Here is a 15,867-nt window from a genome sequence, read left to right on the forward strand (position 1 = left end):
GCGGGCTGGCCAGCGGGTGGCGCAGCACGGCGTACTGGAAGAACAGGATCACCAGAATGATCGGCAGCACGTCGCGCAGCATGCCGAACAGGTCGAGAATCATCGTCACCCAGCCGGCTGGTGGGGCGGCGTCGGCTTCGGCACGCAGCACCTCGGCCCCGCCGGCCAGGGTACCCGGATCGGCGTAGACCAGAATGCCGTAGAGCTGCACGCTGATCATCGGCACCATCACCGCCAGGGCCACCAGGCCGAAGCCGTCGACCAAGGGGTTGCGACCGCGAATCGAGGCGGCCAGACCGATGCCCAGCGCGGCGATCAGCGGTACGGTGACGATGTTGGTCGTCACGCCGCCGGAATCGTAAGCCAGGCCGACGATCTCCTCGGGGGCGAAGAAGGTCACCATCACCACGATCACGTAGCCGACGATCATGTACCAGTGCAGTGGGTGGCCGAGAATGACGCGGAACACTCCCAGGGCCATCACCAGGCCCACCGAGCTGGCCACGATCAGGCGCAGCGTCAGGGCGTCGATGCGCCCCTCGCTGATCATGGCGGCCTGCTCGGCCACGGCGATCAGGGCCGGCTCTGCGATGACGGCGGAAAAACCGATGGCGAAACCGAACAGCATCAGCAGCGGCATCGAGCCGCGCCGGGCGAACTGGTTGGCGAGCCGTTTGCCCACCGGGAAGATGCTCAGCTCCAGCCCTTGCAGGAACAGCGCCACGCCCAGGGCGACGATCAGCAGCCCCAGCGCCATGCTCAGCCCGCCCTCGGGCCACTCGCGCAGCAGTAGCGCCTGGAATGCCAACACCACGATGATGATCGGCAGCAGGTTGCGCAGGGCATGGGCCAATGCGTGGAGAAAATCCTTGAATTGCTCTACCAAGACCGACTCCCTGGCAATATCGGTTGGGCTATGGTGTCGCGGCTAGCGTTGGTGGCGCGATGCATCAGGCGGTTGGCCTGGGTGGCTGCCACACTATACCATCGGCCCATGACAGTTAGCAGGCGCTAATGCAGGCTCCATCTTGACCTATATCAACAGGGCACGGTGGCCGCGGACAGGAGAACGCGAATGAACATGACAGTGATCGTCGCTCTGGTGGTACTGGCACTGCTGGTGATCTACGGGGCCAGCATCTACAACCGCCTGGTGGCGCTGAAGAACCGCTACCAGAACGCCTTTGCCCAAATCGAGGTGCAGCTCAAGCGGCGTTATGATCTGATTCCCAACCTGGTCGAGACCGCCAAGGCCTATATGGCCCACGAGCGCGATACCCTGACCGCCGTGACCGAGGCGCGCAATGCTGCGCTTGCCGGGCTGAAGTCGGCGGCGGCAAGGCCAGGCGAGCCCGGCGCCATGGCCGAGCTGGCCGGTGCCGAAGGGGCCCTGGGTGCCGCCTTGGGGCGGCTCAACGTGGTGATGGAGGCCTACCCGGACCTGAAGGCGTCGGACAACATGCGCCAGCTCTCCGAGACCTTGACCAGCACCGAGAATCGCGTGGCCTTTGCCCGCCAGGCTTTCAACGATGCGGTCATGCAGTACAACACCTACAAGCAGAGTTTCCCGCCGGTGCTGCTGGCCGGCCCGTTGGGGCATCGCGAGGACGCGGCGCTGCTGGAGTTCGACGACAGCGCCGAGATTCAGGCGGCGCCACGCATCAGCTTCTGACGGCGCGCCGCAATGGATTTCTTCGGCGCTCAGGCCCAAGCACGCCGCTTGACCCTGTGGTTGGTGTTTCTGCTGTTGGTGGCCGTGATCGGTATGGTGGTAGTGACCGTCCTGGTGGTGACCCTGGCAGTGGCACTGCTCGATGGCGGCCAGCCGGGAGCCGACCCGCTGGCCCTTGCCTTCGATCCGCTGCTGCTTGGCGGTGTGACCCTCGGGGTCCTGGCGGTGGTGTCGGCGGGCAGCCTGGCGCGCCACATGCAGCTACGCGCAGGCGGAGCGGCGGTGGCCGAGGCGCTGGGCGGCAGGCCGATCAACGCCGATACCCGTGACCCCGACGAGCGCCGCTTGCTCAACGTGGTCGAGGAGATGGCCATTGCCTCGGGGCTGCCGGTGCCACTGGTCTACGTGCTCGAAGAAGAAGGCATCAACGCCTTTGCCGCCGGGCACACACCGCAGGATGCCGCCATCGGCGTCACCCGTGGGGCCATCCAGAGCCTCTCGCGGGACGAGCTGCAGGGGGTCGTGGCCCATGAGTTCAGCCATGTGTTGCACGGTGACATGCGTCTCAACATGCGCCTGATTGCGCTGCTCTACGGCATTCTGGTGATCGGCCTGGTGGGGCGCATGTTGCTGCGTGGAACGGCGACCCGGCGCATGGTGCGCGGCTCGCGCCAGAACAATGCCCAGGTCGTGCTGCTGGGAGCGGGCCTGGCGCTGATGCTGGTGGGCTTCATCGGCACGCTGTGCGGCAATCTGATCAAGGCGGCAGTCAGCCGTCAGCGCGAGTTTCTCGCCGATGCCAGCGCTGTGCAGTACACCCGTAACCCGGCCGGCCTGGCCGGCGCCTTGAAGCGCGTGGCAGCGCACGCGCAGGGCTCCGAGCTGCGCGCGGCGCAAGCCGAGGAGTTCAGTCATCTCTACTTCGGTCGCGGTGTGTCCGGCCTGCGCGGATTGACCGCCACCCACCCGCCATTGGCGACCCGCATCCGCCGCCTCGAGCCCGAGTGGGACGGCGAGCTGCCCGAGCCGAGGCAGGCGCTGGACGACAGGACCGATGAAGCGCTGCAGGCGCCGCGGACGGCGACTGCAGCGACGGCTGCAGCGACGGCGACAGCGGCTGTTACCGGGAGCGCCTTTCTTGCCACCGGCGGGGGAGTGTCACAGCGAGTCGGCGAGCCGCGCGATGCCGATCTCGAGGGCGCCCGAGGGATCCTGGCCGAGATCGATCCTCGTCTGCTTGAGGCAGTTCACGAGCCCTATGCGGCACGCGCCGTCATCTACGGCATTCTGATGGGAGCGGAGCCCGAGAGCCGAACCCGACAGCGCGAGGCGCTGGTAGATGCTGCCATGCCGGAGGTGTTGGCGGAGCTTGAGCGTCTCGACCAACCGCTGCGCGACGTGCTGCCGGGTCAGCGACTGGCGCTGATCGAACTCTGTCTACCTATGCTGCGCCAGCTCTCGGTGGCCCAATATGCAAGACTGCACGAATGCCTCGAGCGCCTGATGGCCGCCGAGCATCGCCCCGGCGCCCTGCAGTGGGCGCTACACCGGCTGGTGACGGTGGGCAGCCAGGGGGCGACGTTACCGCGTGGTCGCCGCCTGCCGCTGGCGCAGGCTGGGGACGCGGTGGAGCTGCTACTGTCGAGCCTGGCTCTGGCAGGCAGCGACGAACAGGATCGGGCGAGAGCGGCCTTCGACAAGGCGGCCGAACGGTTGGACATGAACCTGACGCTGCGGCCGGAGCCGGCTTCGCCGCAGGCGCTCGACGACGCCTTGGCACGCTGCCGGCGGCTGGCGGACACCGAGCGAGCCCGGCTGCTCGATGCCATGCTCGACTGCGTGACGCACGACGGCCATGTGGCGCCGGAAGAAGCCCAACTGCTACGGGCCGTGGCCTGGTCGTTGGGGTGCCCGCTGCCGCTGGTCACCGTGCAGAATTGAGGCGGATGCGGGATCGTTTCTCGTTATCGTTGTCCAATCCCCAGGAGGGCAAGGCCCGGTGGCTTGCAGCAGCTGTCGGGCTCTGCTGGAATAGGGGCCTTTTGCTGGTCTCATATGGATGGGAGAAAGCCGATGGCCAAGACACCCTGGATTCCTGCCGCCGTGGCATTGACGCTAGCCCTTGGGCTGGCGGGCTGTGGCGACAATGGCGAAGAGGCTGACGCGACACCCCAGCCCGAAGAGCCGGCCACCGAGGCCGAGCCTGACATCGAGATGACGGAGGACGAGCCGGAGACGCCGCCACCGGCGGCCGAGGAAGAGGTGCCGACCGATGATGAGTCGTTGCCGGCCATCCCCGAAGAGGACGCCGCCGAGCTGGAAGCCAACGGCGAGCTCGAGGCCGACGCCGAGACGCTGGGGGAATCTCCGGTCGATACCCTCGAAGAGGGCGGTGCACTACCCGGTGAGCCGACCCGCTCCGATATCGATGCCATCATCGAGGATACCGAGCGTCGCTTCGAAGAAGCGCAGCGTCAGATCGACCAGCAGTTCGAGGAGGTGGAGCAGAGTCCACCCGCCCTGGAGCCCATGGAGAGCGACGAAGATTACAGCACCCGGCTCGAACCGATAGGTGGGGGCGAGCGCGATACGACGACCGAAATCGATCGCGAGGCGGAGCGCACCGGGGAGGTGACGCAGTCCGACATCGATGCCTGGCTCGAAGAGACCGAGCGCCGTTTCGAGGAAGCGCAGCGTCAGTTGGAGGCACAGTTCGAGGAAGCCGAGCGGCGTGAACCGGAAAGCGAGGCGCCGCGCTTCGAGATCGAGGACTGAACAGCCGGATCCGGAAAGGCTGCGGCTGGAAAGACGAAAAAGGCCCACTCGAACGAGTGGGCCTTTCGTCAGGCAGACATCAGGGCCAGCCGAGGACGAGCCTCAGTTGGCAATCCGGATGTTGGAGGCCTGAAGGCCCTTCTTGCCCTGGGTCACTTCGAAGGTCACCTTCTGACCGTCCTGCAGGGTCTTGAAGCCTTCAGCCTGAATTTCGGAGAAGTGTGCGAACAGGTCATCGCCGCCGTCGTCCGGAGAGATGAAGCCGTAGCCCTTGGTATCGTTGAACCACTTGACAGTGCCAGTTGCCATTGTCGATTTTCCTTGCTTACTGATTGATCGTACTGGGCACTCGGAATACCGGGGCCCGAAGTGCGTGGCAAGAGAAAAATGTGCGCTTCGGGTGTACCATGACTCGCCATGCTTGGCTCGCCTTGCAGCGTCACGTCTTTCCACTTTCAAGCCTACGCAGCGGAAGCCACTGGAGAAGGCGCTGTTTGTAGTGAGTCGCTCGCCCCAGGCTGGCCGCCCGCTCAATCCACTGTAGATAGAAAATTTCCTAGCGTCCAGAGAATCTATTGCCCTGCTTAGGCAATATTTAACGGAGTCCTTATATGGTCGATGCCCAGTTCTGGCCCTTTCTCATTGCCATCACGCTGCTGTCGATGAGCCCGGGGGTAGACACCCTGCTGGTCATCCGCAACACCGCCCGCGGCGGCACCCGCGATGGCGTGTTAACCAGCTTGGCCATCTGCTGCGGCCTGTTCGTGCATGCCACCATCTCGGCGCTGGGTATCTCGCTGATCCTGCTGCAATCGGCCTGGGCGTTCAGTGCACTGAAAATGGCCGGCGCAGCGTACCTTATCTGGCTGGGCATCAACGGCCTGCTGGCGGCGCGGCGTGGCACCGGACTGCCGCTGGGGGCCGTGCAGGGCGAGCGCCAGGCCGTGCCGCTATGGCGCCCGCTGCGCGAGGGACTGCTCTCCAACGTGCTCAACCCCAAGACCGTGGTCTTCTACATGGCCTTTCTGCCTCAGTTCATTGCACCGACCGATCCGGCGCTGCTCAAGTCGCTGTGGTTGGCCGGGGTGCATTTCGTCATTGCCAACGTATGGCAGATCGCCATCGTCTTCATGGTCGGCAGTGCGGGGCGCTGGCTGGGCAGCCGTCTCTTTGCGCGGGCGCTCAATGGGGCAACGGGCGCGGTGCTGGTTCTTTTCGGTGTCAGGCTGGCGCTGGAACGGCAGCCAGCCTGATTCCGTGTCGGTGGTGGTTGGCTCGACGGCTCAGTTACGGGCCAGCAGGGAGGCGTCGTAGCGTACCGTCTTCTCCGCCTGGCTGAGCATCGACACGCCCTCGCTGCTGCCACCGTTGGCCAGGCTCTCGAAGATCACCCGGTAGGAGAGCACCGCCTGTACGTAGTCGCGGGTCTCGCGGAAGGGGATCGCTTCGACGAACAGGTCGAACTCTTCCGGCGCGTCGCGCAGCCAGCGGTCCACCCGGCCAGGGCCGGCGTTGTAGGCCGCGGCGGCGGCCAGGCGGTTGCCGCGGTAGCGGTTGGTCATGTCGCGAATGTAGGTACTGCCCAGGCGAATGTTGAGCTCGGGGTCGAGTACGCCATAGGGACCCGGGTCACTGATGCCGAGCTGGCGGCTGAGCTGGGTGGCGGTGCCCGGCATGATCTGCATCAGGCCGCGGGCGCCGGCCGGTGACAGCGCCACCGGATTGTAGGCGCTCTCACGACGGGCGATGCCCATCAGCAGGAAGGGGTCGACCCCGGTCTGCCGTCCCCAGTGGAGGAAATGCTCGCGATAGGCTTCGGGGAAACGCCAGTCGAGCGCGTCCCACAGCTGGGCGGTGATGGTGGTCTGCACCAGCCGTGCATGCCAGCCTCGGCGTTGGGCATAGTCGGCCAGTGCTCTGACCTCGCGCGGCGAGGCGGTGGCCACCGCATGCAGCCATTCGCTGTTGGCCAGCCCATCCTCACCGATGCGCAGCAGGGCTTCGGTGCGCTGTACCGCTGGCCAGCGGGCCACCTCTGCGCGGTAGCTCTCGTCGAAGTTGCTGCGCTCCAGGTTCAGCGAGTAGGGGCGTCCGATGCGATCCGCAGCGGCGAAGCCGAAGAAGTTGCGCCCCTGGGCGGCCTGCGCGTAGGCCACTTCGGCCCGCTCGCTGTCACCCAACTGCTCATGAGCGCGTGCCTTCCAGTACTGCCAGCGGCTGTTGTCACGGCTGTCCTCGGGCAGCATCTCCACCCAATCGAGGACACCGGCCCAGTCTCGGTTGGCCAGGGCGTGGCGAATGCGCAACTCCAGGACCCGCGTGGTAGCGATGCGCGGCAGGGCTTCGTCGACCCAGTACATGTTGTGATCGATGCCACGCACCAGTGAGTAGAAGGCCAGATCTTCCTCGATGGCGTGGCGATGGCGCTCCTCGACCGGAAGGTGCGGGGCAATCTTGCGCCACGCCTCGTAGGCGGCTTCGGTATCGGCACGGGTGAAGCCATGCATGGCCGAGACGAACAGCGGACCGCTGCCACGGCACTCGGGGCCGATGCAGGAGGGGACGCGGGTGACGTCGGCGTAGCTGCGCTGCAGGCGCTCCACGGCGTCGATGCCATCCTGCCAGCGGCTGCCCAACAGACGGCCCAGATAGCTGACAAGGCCGGTTTCTCCCTGCTCCCAGGCCAGCATCTTGCGCTCCCAGATATCGAGCTCGCTGATTTCGCCGTTGGCGCGCAGGTGGTCGAACAGGGTGTCGCAGGCCGAGGGTTGGGAACTGCCCACGTGCCACAGCTGGCGGCCACCTTCGGCGGCGGCCTGGGGATCGCTGCCGAGTAGCGCCGTGTAGTAGTAGCACTGCCGTTCGGTGCCGCTGGGCTCGCCATCGGCCACGGCAAGCAGGCTGCCGAAACGCCCGGCGGCACCATAGCGGGCGATCGCCTGGCCGCGCATCCAGTCGGCCACGGGGGCGCCCCGGTGGCGCTCGATGAACTCCAGTATCTGGCCAGGCTCGGCCTGGGGCAGGCGGCTGCGTAGGCGATGGTACTCGACATAGCCCTCCAGCACATGACCGCTGATGCCGGCCTGGTCGATGCGATCCCATTGATGGTTGCGCGCGGCCTCCAGTGCCGTGCGCATGGCGCTGTCGCTGGGCTGGGCATGCGCGGTGACGGAAAAGCTCAAGGCCGCCGCGGTGAGCAGGGCGGCCGCGCGGTGCAAGGGGAAAAAATGGCGCATGTTGAACGGCCTCCGGAAGGGCGGTGACGAACCTCTGTATCCTGGCCCATTGGAGCCGTTTTGAGTAGACCGTGTGGTCGCTTTCTCGTTCAGCGCATCTCACGTTCCGTCATCGGAACGCTTGTCTCGCCGACGGGCGGCGTCTAGTCTGCGAAACTGGATCAAACGCTTGTTGGAGGTGTGAGTGTTGGAGGATAGAGAGTGAGCGCATCTGACGAGTCGCGCCAGGAATCTGCCGCGGCACACCGAAGTCCCGAACGATGGCGAGCCGGCCTGACCCGTTTCGTCAACGTCATACCGCATACCCGGGAGCTGGGCCTCGAGGTGCTGGAAGTCGCACCGCCCAGGGTGCACATGCGTCTGCCCTGGCGCGACGAACTGCTGGGCGACACCGAGCGCGGACTGGTGCACGGCGGGGTGCTGACCATGCTGCTCGACACCGTGTGCGGCTCGGCAGTGCTATGTGGGCTGCCCGCGCCGGAGGTCTGTCCCACCCTCGATTTGCGGGTCGATCACTATCGCCCGGCCTTGGCCGGCCAGCCGATCATGGCCGAGGCTCGCGTGCTGCGCGTGACCGGTGCCATGGTCTTCACCGAAGGAACGCTGTGGCAGGACCCGCAGCGGCCCATTGCCCGCGGCATCGGTAACTTCGTGCGGCTCGGGCCGCGCAATACGCCGCCGGGTTTCGCCGAGGCGCTGTTCGGGGAGGACGACCATGCCTGAAGGATTTCACGACGTGGCCTGGCTGGCCAGGACGCGCGCCGAAGGAGACGTTGCCGCCTGGCTCGAGCGGCTGCCCTATGCCCGTTACATCGGCGTCACGGCCACGCCGGACGCTAGCGGCGATGGCCTGATCTTTCATCTCGAACCGCGCGAGCACAACGTCGGCAACGTGCTGCTGCCGGCGCTGCATGGCGGCGTGGTGGCGGCCTTCATGGAAACCGCGGGCACCCTCGACCTGATGCTCTCGGCCAGGGAGCCGCGCCTGCCCCGTGTCGTCGACTTCTCCATCGACTATCTGCGCACCGCCCGGGTGGTGACCACCCATGCCAGATGCCAGCTGCTGCGCGAGGGGCGTCGACTGGCCAACGTTCAGGTCACGGCCTGGCAGGAAGCGGAGGACCAGCCGGTGGCTACCGCACGCCTGCACCTGGTGCTGGGGGCGCCGGAGCCCAACGACGCTTGAAAAGCGGGATGTGGACCCCATATCGCTGAACAGTTCAGTAGCGGCGGTGCGCCGGGCACCGCCGTGGGTTCACGCGATGAGGTAATCGATCCATGTCCACGACCGCTCACGAGGAAACCCTCGGCTTCCAGACCGAGGTGAAGCAGCTGCTGCACCTGATGATCCACTCCCTGTACTCCAATCGGGAGATCTTCCTGCGCGAGCTGATTTCCAACGCCGCCGACGCCTGCGACAAGCTGCGTTATGCCGCGCTGGACAACGACGCCCTGTACGAGGGCGACAGCGAGCTGCGCATCGAGATCGAGCATGACGAGAAGGCACGTACCGTGACCTTGCGCGACAACGGCATCGGGATGAGCCGCGAGGAGGTGATCAAGAACCTGGGCACCATAGCTCGCAGCGGTACTGCCGAGTTCCTCAAGCAGCTCTCCGGCGAGCAGCAGAAGGATGCCCGCCTGATCGGTCAGTTCGGCGTCGGTTTCTACTCCAGCTTCATCGTTGCTGACGAAGTCACGGTGCGCAGCCGTAAGGCGGGCAGTGACAAGGCCGAGGGCGTCGAGTGGCGTTCCAAGGGCGAGGGCGAGTTTACCGTCGCTGACCTCGAGCGCGAGGTGCACGGCACCGAGATCGTGCTGCACCTGAAGAAGGACGCCAAGGAGTTCGCCGACGACTTCCGCCTGCGCAGCCTGGTACGCAAGTACTCCGACCACATCGAGGTGCCGGTGCGCATGCCCAAGGTCGAGACCGCCAGGGATGACGAGGGCAACGAGATCGAAGGCAGCGAGGTCACCACCTGGGAGACCGTCAACGAAGCCACCGCGCTGTGGGTGCGCTCCAAGGGCGAGATCTCCGACGATGAGTACAAGGCCTTCTACAAGCACGTGGCCCATGATTTCAGCGATCCGCTGACCTGGAGCCACAACAAGGTCGAGGGCAAGCTCGAATACACCAGCCTGCTCTACGTGCCGGGGCGCGCGCCCTTCGACCTCTATGAGCGCGACGGCTCCCGCGGCGTGAAGCTCTACGTCCAGCGCGTCTTCATCATGGACGACGCCGAGCAGTTCCTGCCGCTCTACCTGCGCTTCGTCAAGGGCGTGCTCGACACCCGGGAGCTGTCGCTCAACGTCTCCCGCGAACTGCTGCAGCAGGATCCCAAGGTCGAGAAGATCAAGAGCGCGCTGACCAAGCGTGCGCTGGACATGCTCAAGAAGCTGGCCAAGGACCAGGAGGCCTACCAGACCTTCTGGAACGTGTTCGGCAGCGTGCTCAAGGAGGGCCCGGCGGAAGACTTCGCCAACCGCGAGAAGATCGCCGCCCTGTTGCGCTTCGCAAGCACCCACACCGACAGCGCCACCCAGGACCAGTCGCTTGCCGACTACGTCGCGCGCATGAAGGAAGGGCAGGAGAAGATCTACTACATCGTCGCCGACGGCTTCAACGCGGCGAAATCGAGCCCGCACCTGGAAATCTTCCGCAAGAAGGGCATCGAGGTACTGCTGTTGCACGACCGCATCGACGAGTGGCTGATGAGCCACCTGCACGAGTTCGAAGGCAAGCGCTTCGTCGACGTGGCCAAGGGTGAGCTCGACCTCGGCGAGATCGAGGGCGAGGAAGAGAAGAAGGCTCAGGAGCAGACCGCCAAGGCCAAGGAGGCGCTGGTCAAGCGGGTCAAGGAGGCGCTGGGCGACGCCGTGCAGGAGGTCAAGGTGACCCACCGGCTAACCGACTCGCCGGCCTGCGTGGTGCTGCCGGAGCACGAGATGGGCTTCCAAATGCGCCGTATCATGGAGGCCGCCGGGCAGAAGATGCCCGAGGTCAAGCCGATCCTCGAGCTCAACCCGAGCCATGCCCTGGTGGAGCGGCTCGAGGCCGCCGAGGGCGAGCGCTTCGGCGATCTGGCGCTGGTACTGCTCGACCAGGCAATCATCGCCGAAGGCGGCCACCTCGACGATCCGGCGGCCTACGTACGCCGCCTCAACGCACTGTTGACCGCCTGACATAAGGCTGACGACATAGCACTTTGGGCCGCCTTCGGGCGGCCTTTTCGTATCTATTCGCGTCTTCTCGCCCTCTCTTGACGTAAGGGTCAGCAAGCTTTTTTTTCGCAATTTCAGCTGGATAGTATTGCCCACGAGCTGGAAGGAAAGGGCGGGGCTGCTGTTGTGCATCGCAGTAAGGTCAGGTATGAATAGTCGGATTGCCTAACCAGAAAGTTCAATAACCATAAAGGGAGATCCAACGTGAAGATTGGTGCACCCAAGGAGCTCGCCACGGGAGAAGCGCGCGTCGCGCTCACCCCTGACAGTGCACAGCTCATACAGAAGCTTGGACACGAGTGTTTGATAGAAACCGGGGCCGGCGTTGCCGCCGGCTTCGACGACGAGGCCTACCGGGCCGTCGGCGTCAGTGTGGCGGAGAGTGCCGAAGCGCTGTGGCGCGACGCCGAGATCGTGATCAAGGTGCGCGAGCCGAGCGAGGCGGAAGCCGACCTGCTACGCGAGGGTCAGACCCTGATCAGCTTCTTCTGGCCGGCCCAGAACGAGGCGCTGCTGGAGCGCTGTCGCGCCCAGGGCGCGACCGTGATCGCCATGGACATGGTGCCGCGGATCTCGCGGGCCCAGAAGATGGACGCGCTCTCCTCCATGGCCAATATCGCCGGCTACCGTGCGGTGATCGAGGCGGGTAACAATTTCGGACGCTTCTTCACCGGCCAGGTCACCGCAGCGGGCAAGGTGCCGCCGGCCAAGGTGCTGGTCATCGGCGCCGGTGTGGCTGGCCTTGCCGCCATCGGCACGGCGACCAGCCTGGGTGCCGTGGTGCGCGCCTTCGACGTACGTCCCGAAGTGGCCGAGCAGATCGAATCCATGGGCGCCGAGTTCCTGTTCCTCGACTTCGAGGAGGCCCAGGACGGCTCCGGCACCGGCGGTTACGCCGCACCCTCCAGCCCCGAGTTCCGCGAGAAGCAGCTGGCGCTGTTCCGCGAGCAGGCCCCCGAGGTCGACATCGTCATCACCACTGCGCTGATCCCGGGTCGTCCGGCGCCCAAGCTGTGGCTCGAGGACATGGTCAAGGCGATGAAACCGGGTTCGGTGATCGTCGACCTGGCCGCCGAGAAGGGCGGCAACTGCGACCTTACCGTGCCGAACGAGAAGGTGGTCAGTGACAACGGCGTGACCGTCGTCGGTTACACCGACTTCCCGTCGCGCATGGCGACCCAGTCGTCGCTGCTCTACGCCACCAACATTCGTCACATGCTCACCGATCTGACGCCGGAGAAGGACGGCGCCATCGCGCATGACATGGAAGACGACGTGATTCGCGGCGCCACCGTGACGCACCAGGGCGAGATCACCTTCCCGCCGCCGCCGCCCAAGGTGAAGGCCATTGCCGCGGCCAAGCCCAAGGAGAAGGTCAAGGAGCCGACGCCCGAGGAGAAACGCGCGGCGGAGCTTGCCAGCTTCAAGGAGCAGACCAAGCGTCAGGTCACGCTGCTCGGCATAGGCGGGGCGCTGATGCTGCTGCTCGGGCAGATCGCCCCGGCCTCGTTCATGCAGCACTTCATCGTCTTCGTGCTGGCCTGCTTCGTCGGTTTCCAGGTGATCTGGAACGTCAGCCACTCGCTGCATACGCCGCTGATGGCGGTGACTAATGCCATCTCCGGCATCATCGTGCTCGGTGCCGTGCTGCAGATCGGTTCGGGTAACTGGATCGTGGTGCTTCTGGCGGCGATCTCGGTATTGATCGCCACCATCAACATCGTGGGCGGCTTCCTGGTGACACGCCGGATGCTGGCCATGTTCCAGAAATCCTGAGCGGCGGAGTGACGAACATGTTAGGACAAGGTTTTGTTTCCGCCGCGGCCATCGCGGCAAGCATACTTTTCGTGCTCTCCCTGGGCGGGCTGAGCAATCAGGAGAAGGCCAAGCGGGCGGTATGGTACGGCATCGTCGGTATGGCGGTGGCGGTGCTGTTCACCGCCTTCGGCCCCGGCATCGGCAACTACTGGCTGATGATCCCGATGATCGCGATCGGTTCGGTGATCGGCTGGAAGGTGGCCAAGCAGGTGGCCATGACCGAGATGCCGCAGCTGGTGGCGGCACTGCACAGCTTCGTCGGCCTCGCCGCGGTGTTCGTGGCCTGGAACGCCGATCTCGAGCGGCGCCGGGTGTTGGCCGCCCAGGCGCTGGATACCGCGCATCAGGAGTTCTCCGCCTTCGCCGCCCTGGTGGCGACCAAGGCGCCGGACGAGCTCACCTTCCTGCAACTGGAGGTGGTCTTCGCCATCTTCATCGGCGCGGTGACCTTCACCGGCTCGGTGGTCGCCTTCGGCAAGCTGGCCGGCAAGGTCGACGGCAAGCCGCACAAGCTGCCCGGCGGCCATCTGCTCAACGCCGGAGCCGCGGCGATCTGTCTGCTGCTGGCGGTGCTCTATCTCAACGGGGCCGGTTTCTGGACGCTGCTGCTGCTCGCGGCGCTGTCGTTCTTCATCGGCTGGCACCTGATCATGGGCATCGGCGGCGCCGACATGCCGGTGGTGGTGTCGATGCTCAACAGCTACTCCGGCTGGGCGGCGGCAGCTATCGGCTTCACGCTCTCCAACGACCTGCTGATCGTGACCGGCGCGCTGGTGGGCTCCTCAGGGGCGATTCTCTCCTACATCATGTGCAAGGCGATGAACCGCAACTTCGTCAGCGTCATCCTGGGCGGCTTCGGCGGCACCCAGGGCCCGGCCGCCGAGATCGAGGGCGAGCAGGTGGCCATCGACGCCGCGGGCGTGGCCAGCACGCTCAACAACGCCGACAGCGTGGTCATCGTGCCGGGCTACGGCATGGCCGTTGCCCAGGCCCAGAACGCCGTGAGCGAACTGGTGCGCAAGCTGCGTTCCGCCGGCAAGGAGGTGCGTTTCGCCATCCACCCGGTGGCCGGGCGCCTGCCAGGGCACATGAACGTGCTGCTGGCCGAGGCCCGGGTGCCCTACGATATCGTGCTGGAGATGGACGAGATCAACGACGACTTCCCCAAGACCGACGTGGTGATCGTCATCGGCTCCAACGACATCGTCAACCCGGCGGCCCAGGACGACCCCAACAGCCCGATCGCCGGCATGCCGGTACTCGAGGTGTGGAAGTCCAGCGTGGTGTTCGTCTGCAAACGAGGCCAGGGTACCGGCTACTCCGGCATCGAGAATCCGCTGTTCTACAAGGAGAACACGCGGATGTTCTACGGCGACGCCCGGGAGAGCATCGACTCCCTGCTATCGCTGATCGACTGAGTCGGTCGCGGGAGTGTCATCCCGCACCGAACGTTGGTATGAATGCCCCCGAAAGGGGGCATTCTTCGTTACACTCAGGGCAATTTCATCCGTTCCATCGACCGATTTCGCGGGGCAGACATGGCAGACGAACCCATGCGGGTAGCAGTTCTGGGGGGCGGCAGCTTCGGTACCGCGCTGGCGAGCATCGCCGCTGACAACGGGGCCAGGGTGTGCCAATGGCTGCGCGACCCGCAGCTTGCGGAGCAGATCAATCGGGAGCATTGCAATTCACGCTACCTGCCGGACTACGCCATCAATCCGGCGGTGTGCGCCTCGAGCGACATGGAGGCCGTGCTCGAAGGGGCCGAGCTGGTGCTGGTGGCGATTCCCTCGAAGGCCTTTCGCGACGTGGTGCGCCAGGCGCGGCCCTGGCTCAACGCCGACCAGATCCTGGTCAGTACTACCAAGGGAATCCAGGAGGAAGGCTTCAAGCTGATGAGCCAGATCCTCGAGGAGGAGACCGGCTTTGCCCATATCGGCGTGATTTCCGGGCCCAATCTGGCCACCGAGATCGCCCAGAAGCAGCTCACCGCCACCGTGGTGGCCAGCGACGATGCACTGACCCGCACCCGCGTTCAGCAGGCGCTGAGCTGTGACTACTTTCGCGTCTACGCCAGCAATGACCGCTACGGTGTGGAGTTGGGCGGCTCGCTGAAGAACATCTATGCCATCGCCGCCGGCATGGCCGCGGCGCTGGGCATGGGCGAGAACACCCGCAGCATGCTGATGACCCGGGCGCTGGCCGAGATGGGGCGTTTCGCCGTCAGCCTCGGGGCCAACCCCATGACCTTTCTGGGGCTGGCTGGGGTGGGCGATCTGATCGTGACCTGCTCCTCGCAGCTCTCGCGCAACTATCGCGTGGGCTATGCCCTGGGCCAGGGCAAGAACCTGGACGAGGCGGTCGAGGCGCTGGGGCAGGTGGCCGAGGGGGTCAACACGGTGCGCCTGGTGCGCGACAAGGCGCGCAAGGACGGCGTCTACATGCCGCTGGCCGAGGGGTTGTATCAGGTGCTGTTCGAGGGCGTACCGGCGCGGGAGATGGCGCGCATGCTGATGCGCGGCGAGCAGAGCAGTGACGTCGAGTTCGTGTTGCCGCGGGAGGCCGTGCAGCAGGCCCACCGGCGCGTCGAAGCGGGCGAGGAGAAGCCATGACGTCGCGCCTGTATGTCATGCGCCACGGCGAAGCCGGTCCGGGTCGGCCGGACCACGAGCGCGAACTGACCGCCCGCGGCCACGCCGAGGCCGGGAGCATGGCCGAATGGTTCTCACGGCAGTCGCTGGAAGGCGCCCGGCTCTTCAGCAGCCCCTACCGGCGCGCCCGGCAGACGGCGGCTCACGTCGCGGGAGCGCTTGGCATCGATGCCGTGGAACTCCCCATCATCACCCCCGACGACTCGCCCGGCGGCGTGTGCGACTGGCTGCTGGACATGAGCGATGGCCAGCCCATCGTGCTGGTCAGCCACATGCCGCTGGTCGGGCTGCTTACCGGGCAACTGGTGGAGGGGCGCTCCGACCGCGGCCTCGCTTTTCCCACCGCCGCGGTGGCCGAGCTCGAGAGCGAGGTGTGGGCGGCAGGGTGCGCCCGGCTGCTGCGCTTCATGGCACCCCACGACCTCTTCTGAGTCAGCTGTGTCTGAAAAGTCGCCGAGCGAAGGCCAGACAAGGCAAAAATCAGCGAAAAGAC

General features: G+C 65.7%; 14 protein-coding genes. 11 read left to right on the forward strand and 3 right to left on the reverse strand.

Annotated features, from left to right (window positions below; translation table 11 throughout):
• Positions 1 to 886, reverse strand: an 886-nt coding sequence (locus B8115_RS08395; protein WP_035590548.1) for a DUF1538 domain-containing protein, incomplete at its 3' end; no start/stop codon positions are given.
• Between the two features lie 189 nt (positions 887 to 1,075).
• Here B8115_RS08395 and B8115_RS08400 point away from each other — a divergent pair.
• From B8115_RS08400 to B8115_RS08410, 3 genes are all read left to right on the forward strand, one after another.
• Positions 1,076 to 1,672 carry a LemA family protein gene (locus B8115_RS08400; RefSeq protein WP_010627340.1) on the forward strand — a complete coding sequence of 199 codons (597 nt, stop codon included), beginning with the start codon at positions 1,076 to 1,078 and terminating at the stop codon, positions 1,670 to 1,672.
• A gap of 12 nt (positions 1,673 to 1,684) precedes the next feature.
• On the forward strand, positions 1,685 to 3,613 hold the full coding sequence (locus B8115_RS08405) for a M48 family metallopeptidase (protein ID WP_010627341.1): 1,929 nt from the start codon (positions 1,685 to 1,687) through the stop codon (positions 3,611 to 3,613).
• 132 nt (positions 3,614 to 3,745) lie between these two features.
• Positions 3,746 to 4,447: a hypothetical protein gene (locus tag B8115_RS08410; protein ID WP_010627342.1), complete on the forward strand. Its 702-nt coding sequence runs from the start codon at positions 3,746 to 3,748 to the stop codon at positions 4,445 to 4,447.
• Positions 4,448 to 4,549: 102 nt separating this feature from the next.
• Here B8115_RS08410 and B8115_RS08415 read toward each other — a convergent pair whose 3' ends face one another.
• Positions 4,550 to 4,756 (reverse strand): cold-shock protein, encoded by a 207-nt coding sequence (locus B8115_RS08415; RefSeq protein ID WP_010627343.1) that lies wholly within the window; start codon positions 4,754 to 4,756, stop codon positions 4,550 to 4,552.
• A gap of 302 nt (positions 4,757 to 5,058) precedes the next feature.
• Here B8115_RS08415 and B8115_RS08420 point away from each other — a divergent pair, with 302 nt between their 5' ends.
• Positions 5,059 to 5,700 (forward strand): LysE family translocator, encoded by a 642-nt coding sequence (locus tag B8115_RS08420; protein WP_010627344.1) that lies wholly within the window; start codon positions 5,059 to 5,061, stop codon positions 5,698 to 5,700.
• Between the two features lie 30 nt (positions 5,701 to 5,730).
• On the opposite strand, the gene B8115_RS08425 is transcribed toward B8115_RS08420, so the two are convergent.
• Entirely contained in the window at positions 5,731 to 7,683 is a 1,953-nt protein-coding gene (locus tag B8115_RS08425; RefSeq protein WP_010627345.1) for a transglycosylase SLT domain-containing protein, read from the reverse strand.
• Between the two features lie 201 nt (positions 7,684 to 7,884).
• On the opposite strand from B8115_RS08425, the gene B8115_RS08430 reads away from it, so the two are divergent.
• The 7 genes from B8115_RS08430 (at position 7,885) to sixA (ending at position 15,805) form a co-directional block, all read left to right on the forward strand.
• Complete coding sequence (locus B8115_RS08430) at positions 7,885 to 8,406, forward strand: PaaI family thioesterase (protein WP_010627346.1); 522 nt, start codon at positions 7,885 to 7,887, stop codon at positions 8,404 to 8,406.
• Positions 8,399 to 8,869 carry a PaaI family thioesterase gene (locus B8115_RS08435; RefSeq protein WP_010627347.1) on the forward strand — a complete coding sequence of 157 codons (471 nt, stop codon included), beginning with the start codon at positions 8,399 to 8,401 and terminating at the stop codon, positions 8,867 to 8,869. Before B8115_RS08430 ends, B8115_RS08435 begins: the two co-directional genes overlap by 8 nt.
• Before the next feature lie 92 nt (positions 8,870 to 8,961).
• A complete protein-coding gene (gene htpG, locus B8115_RS08440) occupies positions 8,962 to 10,866 on the forward strand; it encodes a molecular chaperone HtpG (protein ID WP_010627348.1) in 1,905 nt (634 codons plus the stop codon).
• 243 nt (positions 10,867 to 11,109) lie between these two features.
• Positions 11,110 to 12,681, forward strand: a complete 1,572-nt coding sequence (locus B8115_RS08445; RefSeq protein ID WP_010627349.1) for a Re/Si-specific NAD(P)(+) transhydrogenase subunit alpha — start codon at positions 11,110 to 11,112, stop codon at positions 12,679 to 12,681.
• A gap of 17 nt (positions 12,682 to 12,698) precedes the next feature.
• Positions 12,699 to 14,141: an NAD(P)(+) transhydrogenase (Re/Si-specific) subunit beta gene (locus B8115_RS08450; RefSeq protein WP_026037983.1), complete on the forward strand. Its 1,443-nt coding sequence runs from the start codon at positions 12,699 to 12,701 to the stop codon at positions 14,139 to 14,141.
• Between the two features lie 120 nt (positions 14,142 to 14,261).
• On the forward strand, positions 14,262 to 15,335 hold the full coding sequence (locus B8115_RS08455; protein ID WP_026037984.1) for an NAD(P)H-dependent glycerol-3-phosphate dehydrogenase: 1,074 nt from the start codon (positions 14,262 to 14,264) through the stop codon (positions 15,333 to 15,335).
• The gene (sixA, locus tag B8115_RS08460) at positions 15,332 to 15,805 is read left to right on the forward strand and encodes a phosphohistidine phosphatase SixA (protein WP_010627352.1); all 474 of its coding nucleotides are present in this window, start codon (positions 15,332 to 15,334) and stop codon (positions 15,803 to 15,805) included. Before B8115_RS08455 ends, sixA begins: the two co-directional genes overlap by 4 nt.
• The last annotated feature ends 62 nt before the right edge of the window (positions 15,806 to 15,867 follow it).

The sequence above is a fragment of the Halomonas sp. KM-1 genome (assembly GCF_000246875.1).
In the GTDB taxonomy this organism is placed as follows: domain Bacteria; phylum Pseudomonadota; class Gammaproteobacteria; order Pseudomonadales; family Halomonadaceae; genus Halomonas; species Halomonas aerodenitrificans.

Coding starts and splice junctions, on each gene's coding strand:
- B8115_RS08400 (WP_010627340.1), top strand. CDS start 1,076: ATGAACATGACAGTGATCGTCGCTCTGGTGGTACTGGCACTGCTGGTG.
- B8115_RS08405 (WP_010627341.1), top strand. CDS start 1,685: ATGGATTTCTTCGGCGCTCAGGCCCAAGCACGCCGCTTGACCCTGTGG.
- B8115_RS08410 (WP_010627342.1), top strand. CDS start 3,746: ATGGCCAAGACACCCTGGATTCCTGCCGCCGTGGCATTGACGCTAGCC.
- B8115_RS08415 (WP_010627343.1), bottom strand. CDS start 4,756: ATGGCAACTGGCACTGTCAAGTGGTTCAACGATACCAAGGGCTACGGC.
- B8115_RS08420 (WP_010627344.1), top strand. CDS start 5,059: ATGGTCGATGCCCAGTTCTGGCCCTTTCTCATTGCCATCACGCTGCTG.
- B8115_RS08425 (WP_010627345.1), bottom strand. CDS start 7,683: ATGCGCCATTTTTTCCCCTTGCACCGCGCGGCCGCCCTGCTCACCGCG.
- B8115_RS08435 (WP_010627347.1), top strand. CDS start 8,399: ATGCCTGAAGGATTTCACGACGTGGCCTGGCTGGCCAGGACGCGCGCC.
- htpG (WP_010627348.1), top strand. CDS start 8,962: ATGTCCACGACCGCTCACGAGGAAACCCTCGGCTTCCAGACCGAGGTG.
- B8115_RS08450 (WP_026037983.1), top strand. CDS start 12,699: ATGTTAGGACAAGGTTTTGTTTCCGCCGCGGCCATCGCGGCAAGCATA.
- B8115_RS08455 (WP_026037984.1), top strand. CDS start 14,262: ATGGCAGACGAACCCATGCGGGTAGCAGTTCTGGGGGGCGGCAGCTTC.
- sixA (WP_010627352.1), top strand. CDS start 15,332: ATGACGTCGCGCCTGTATGTCATGCGCCACGGCGAAGCCGGTCCGGGT.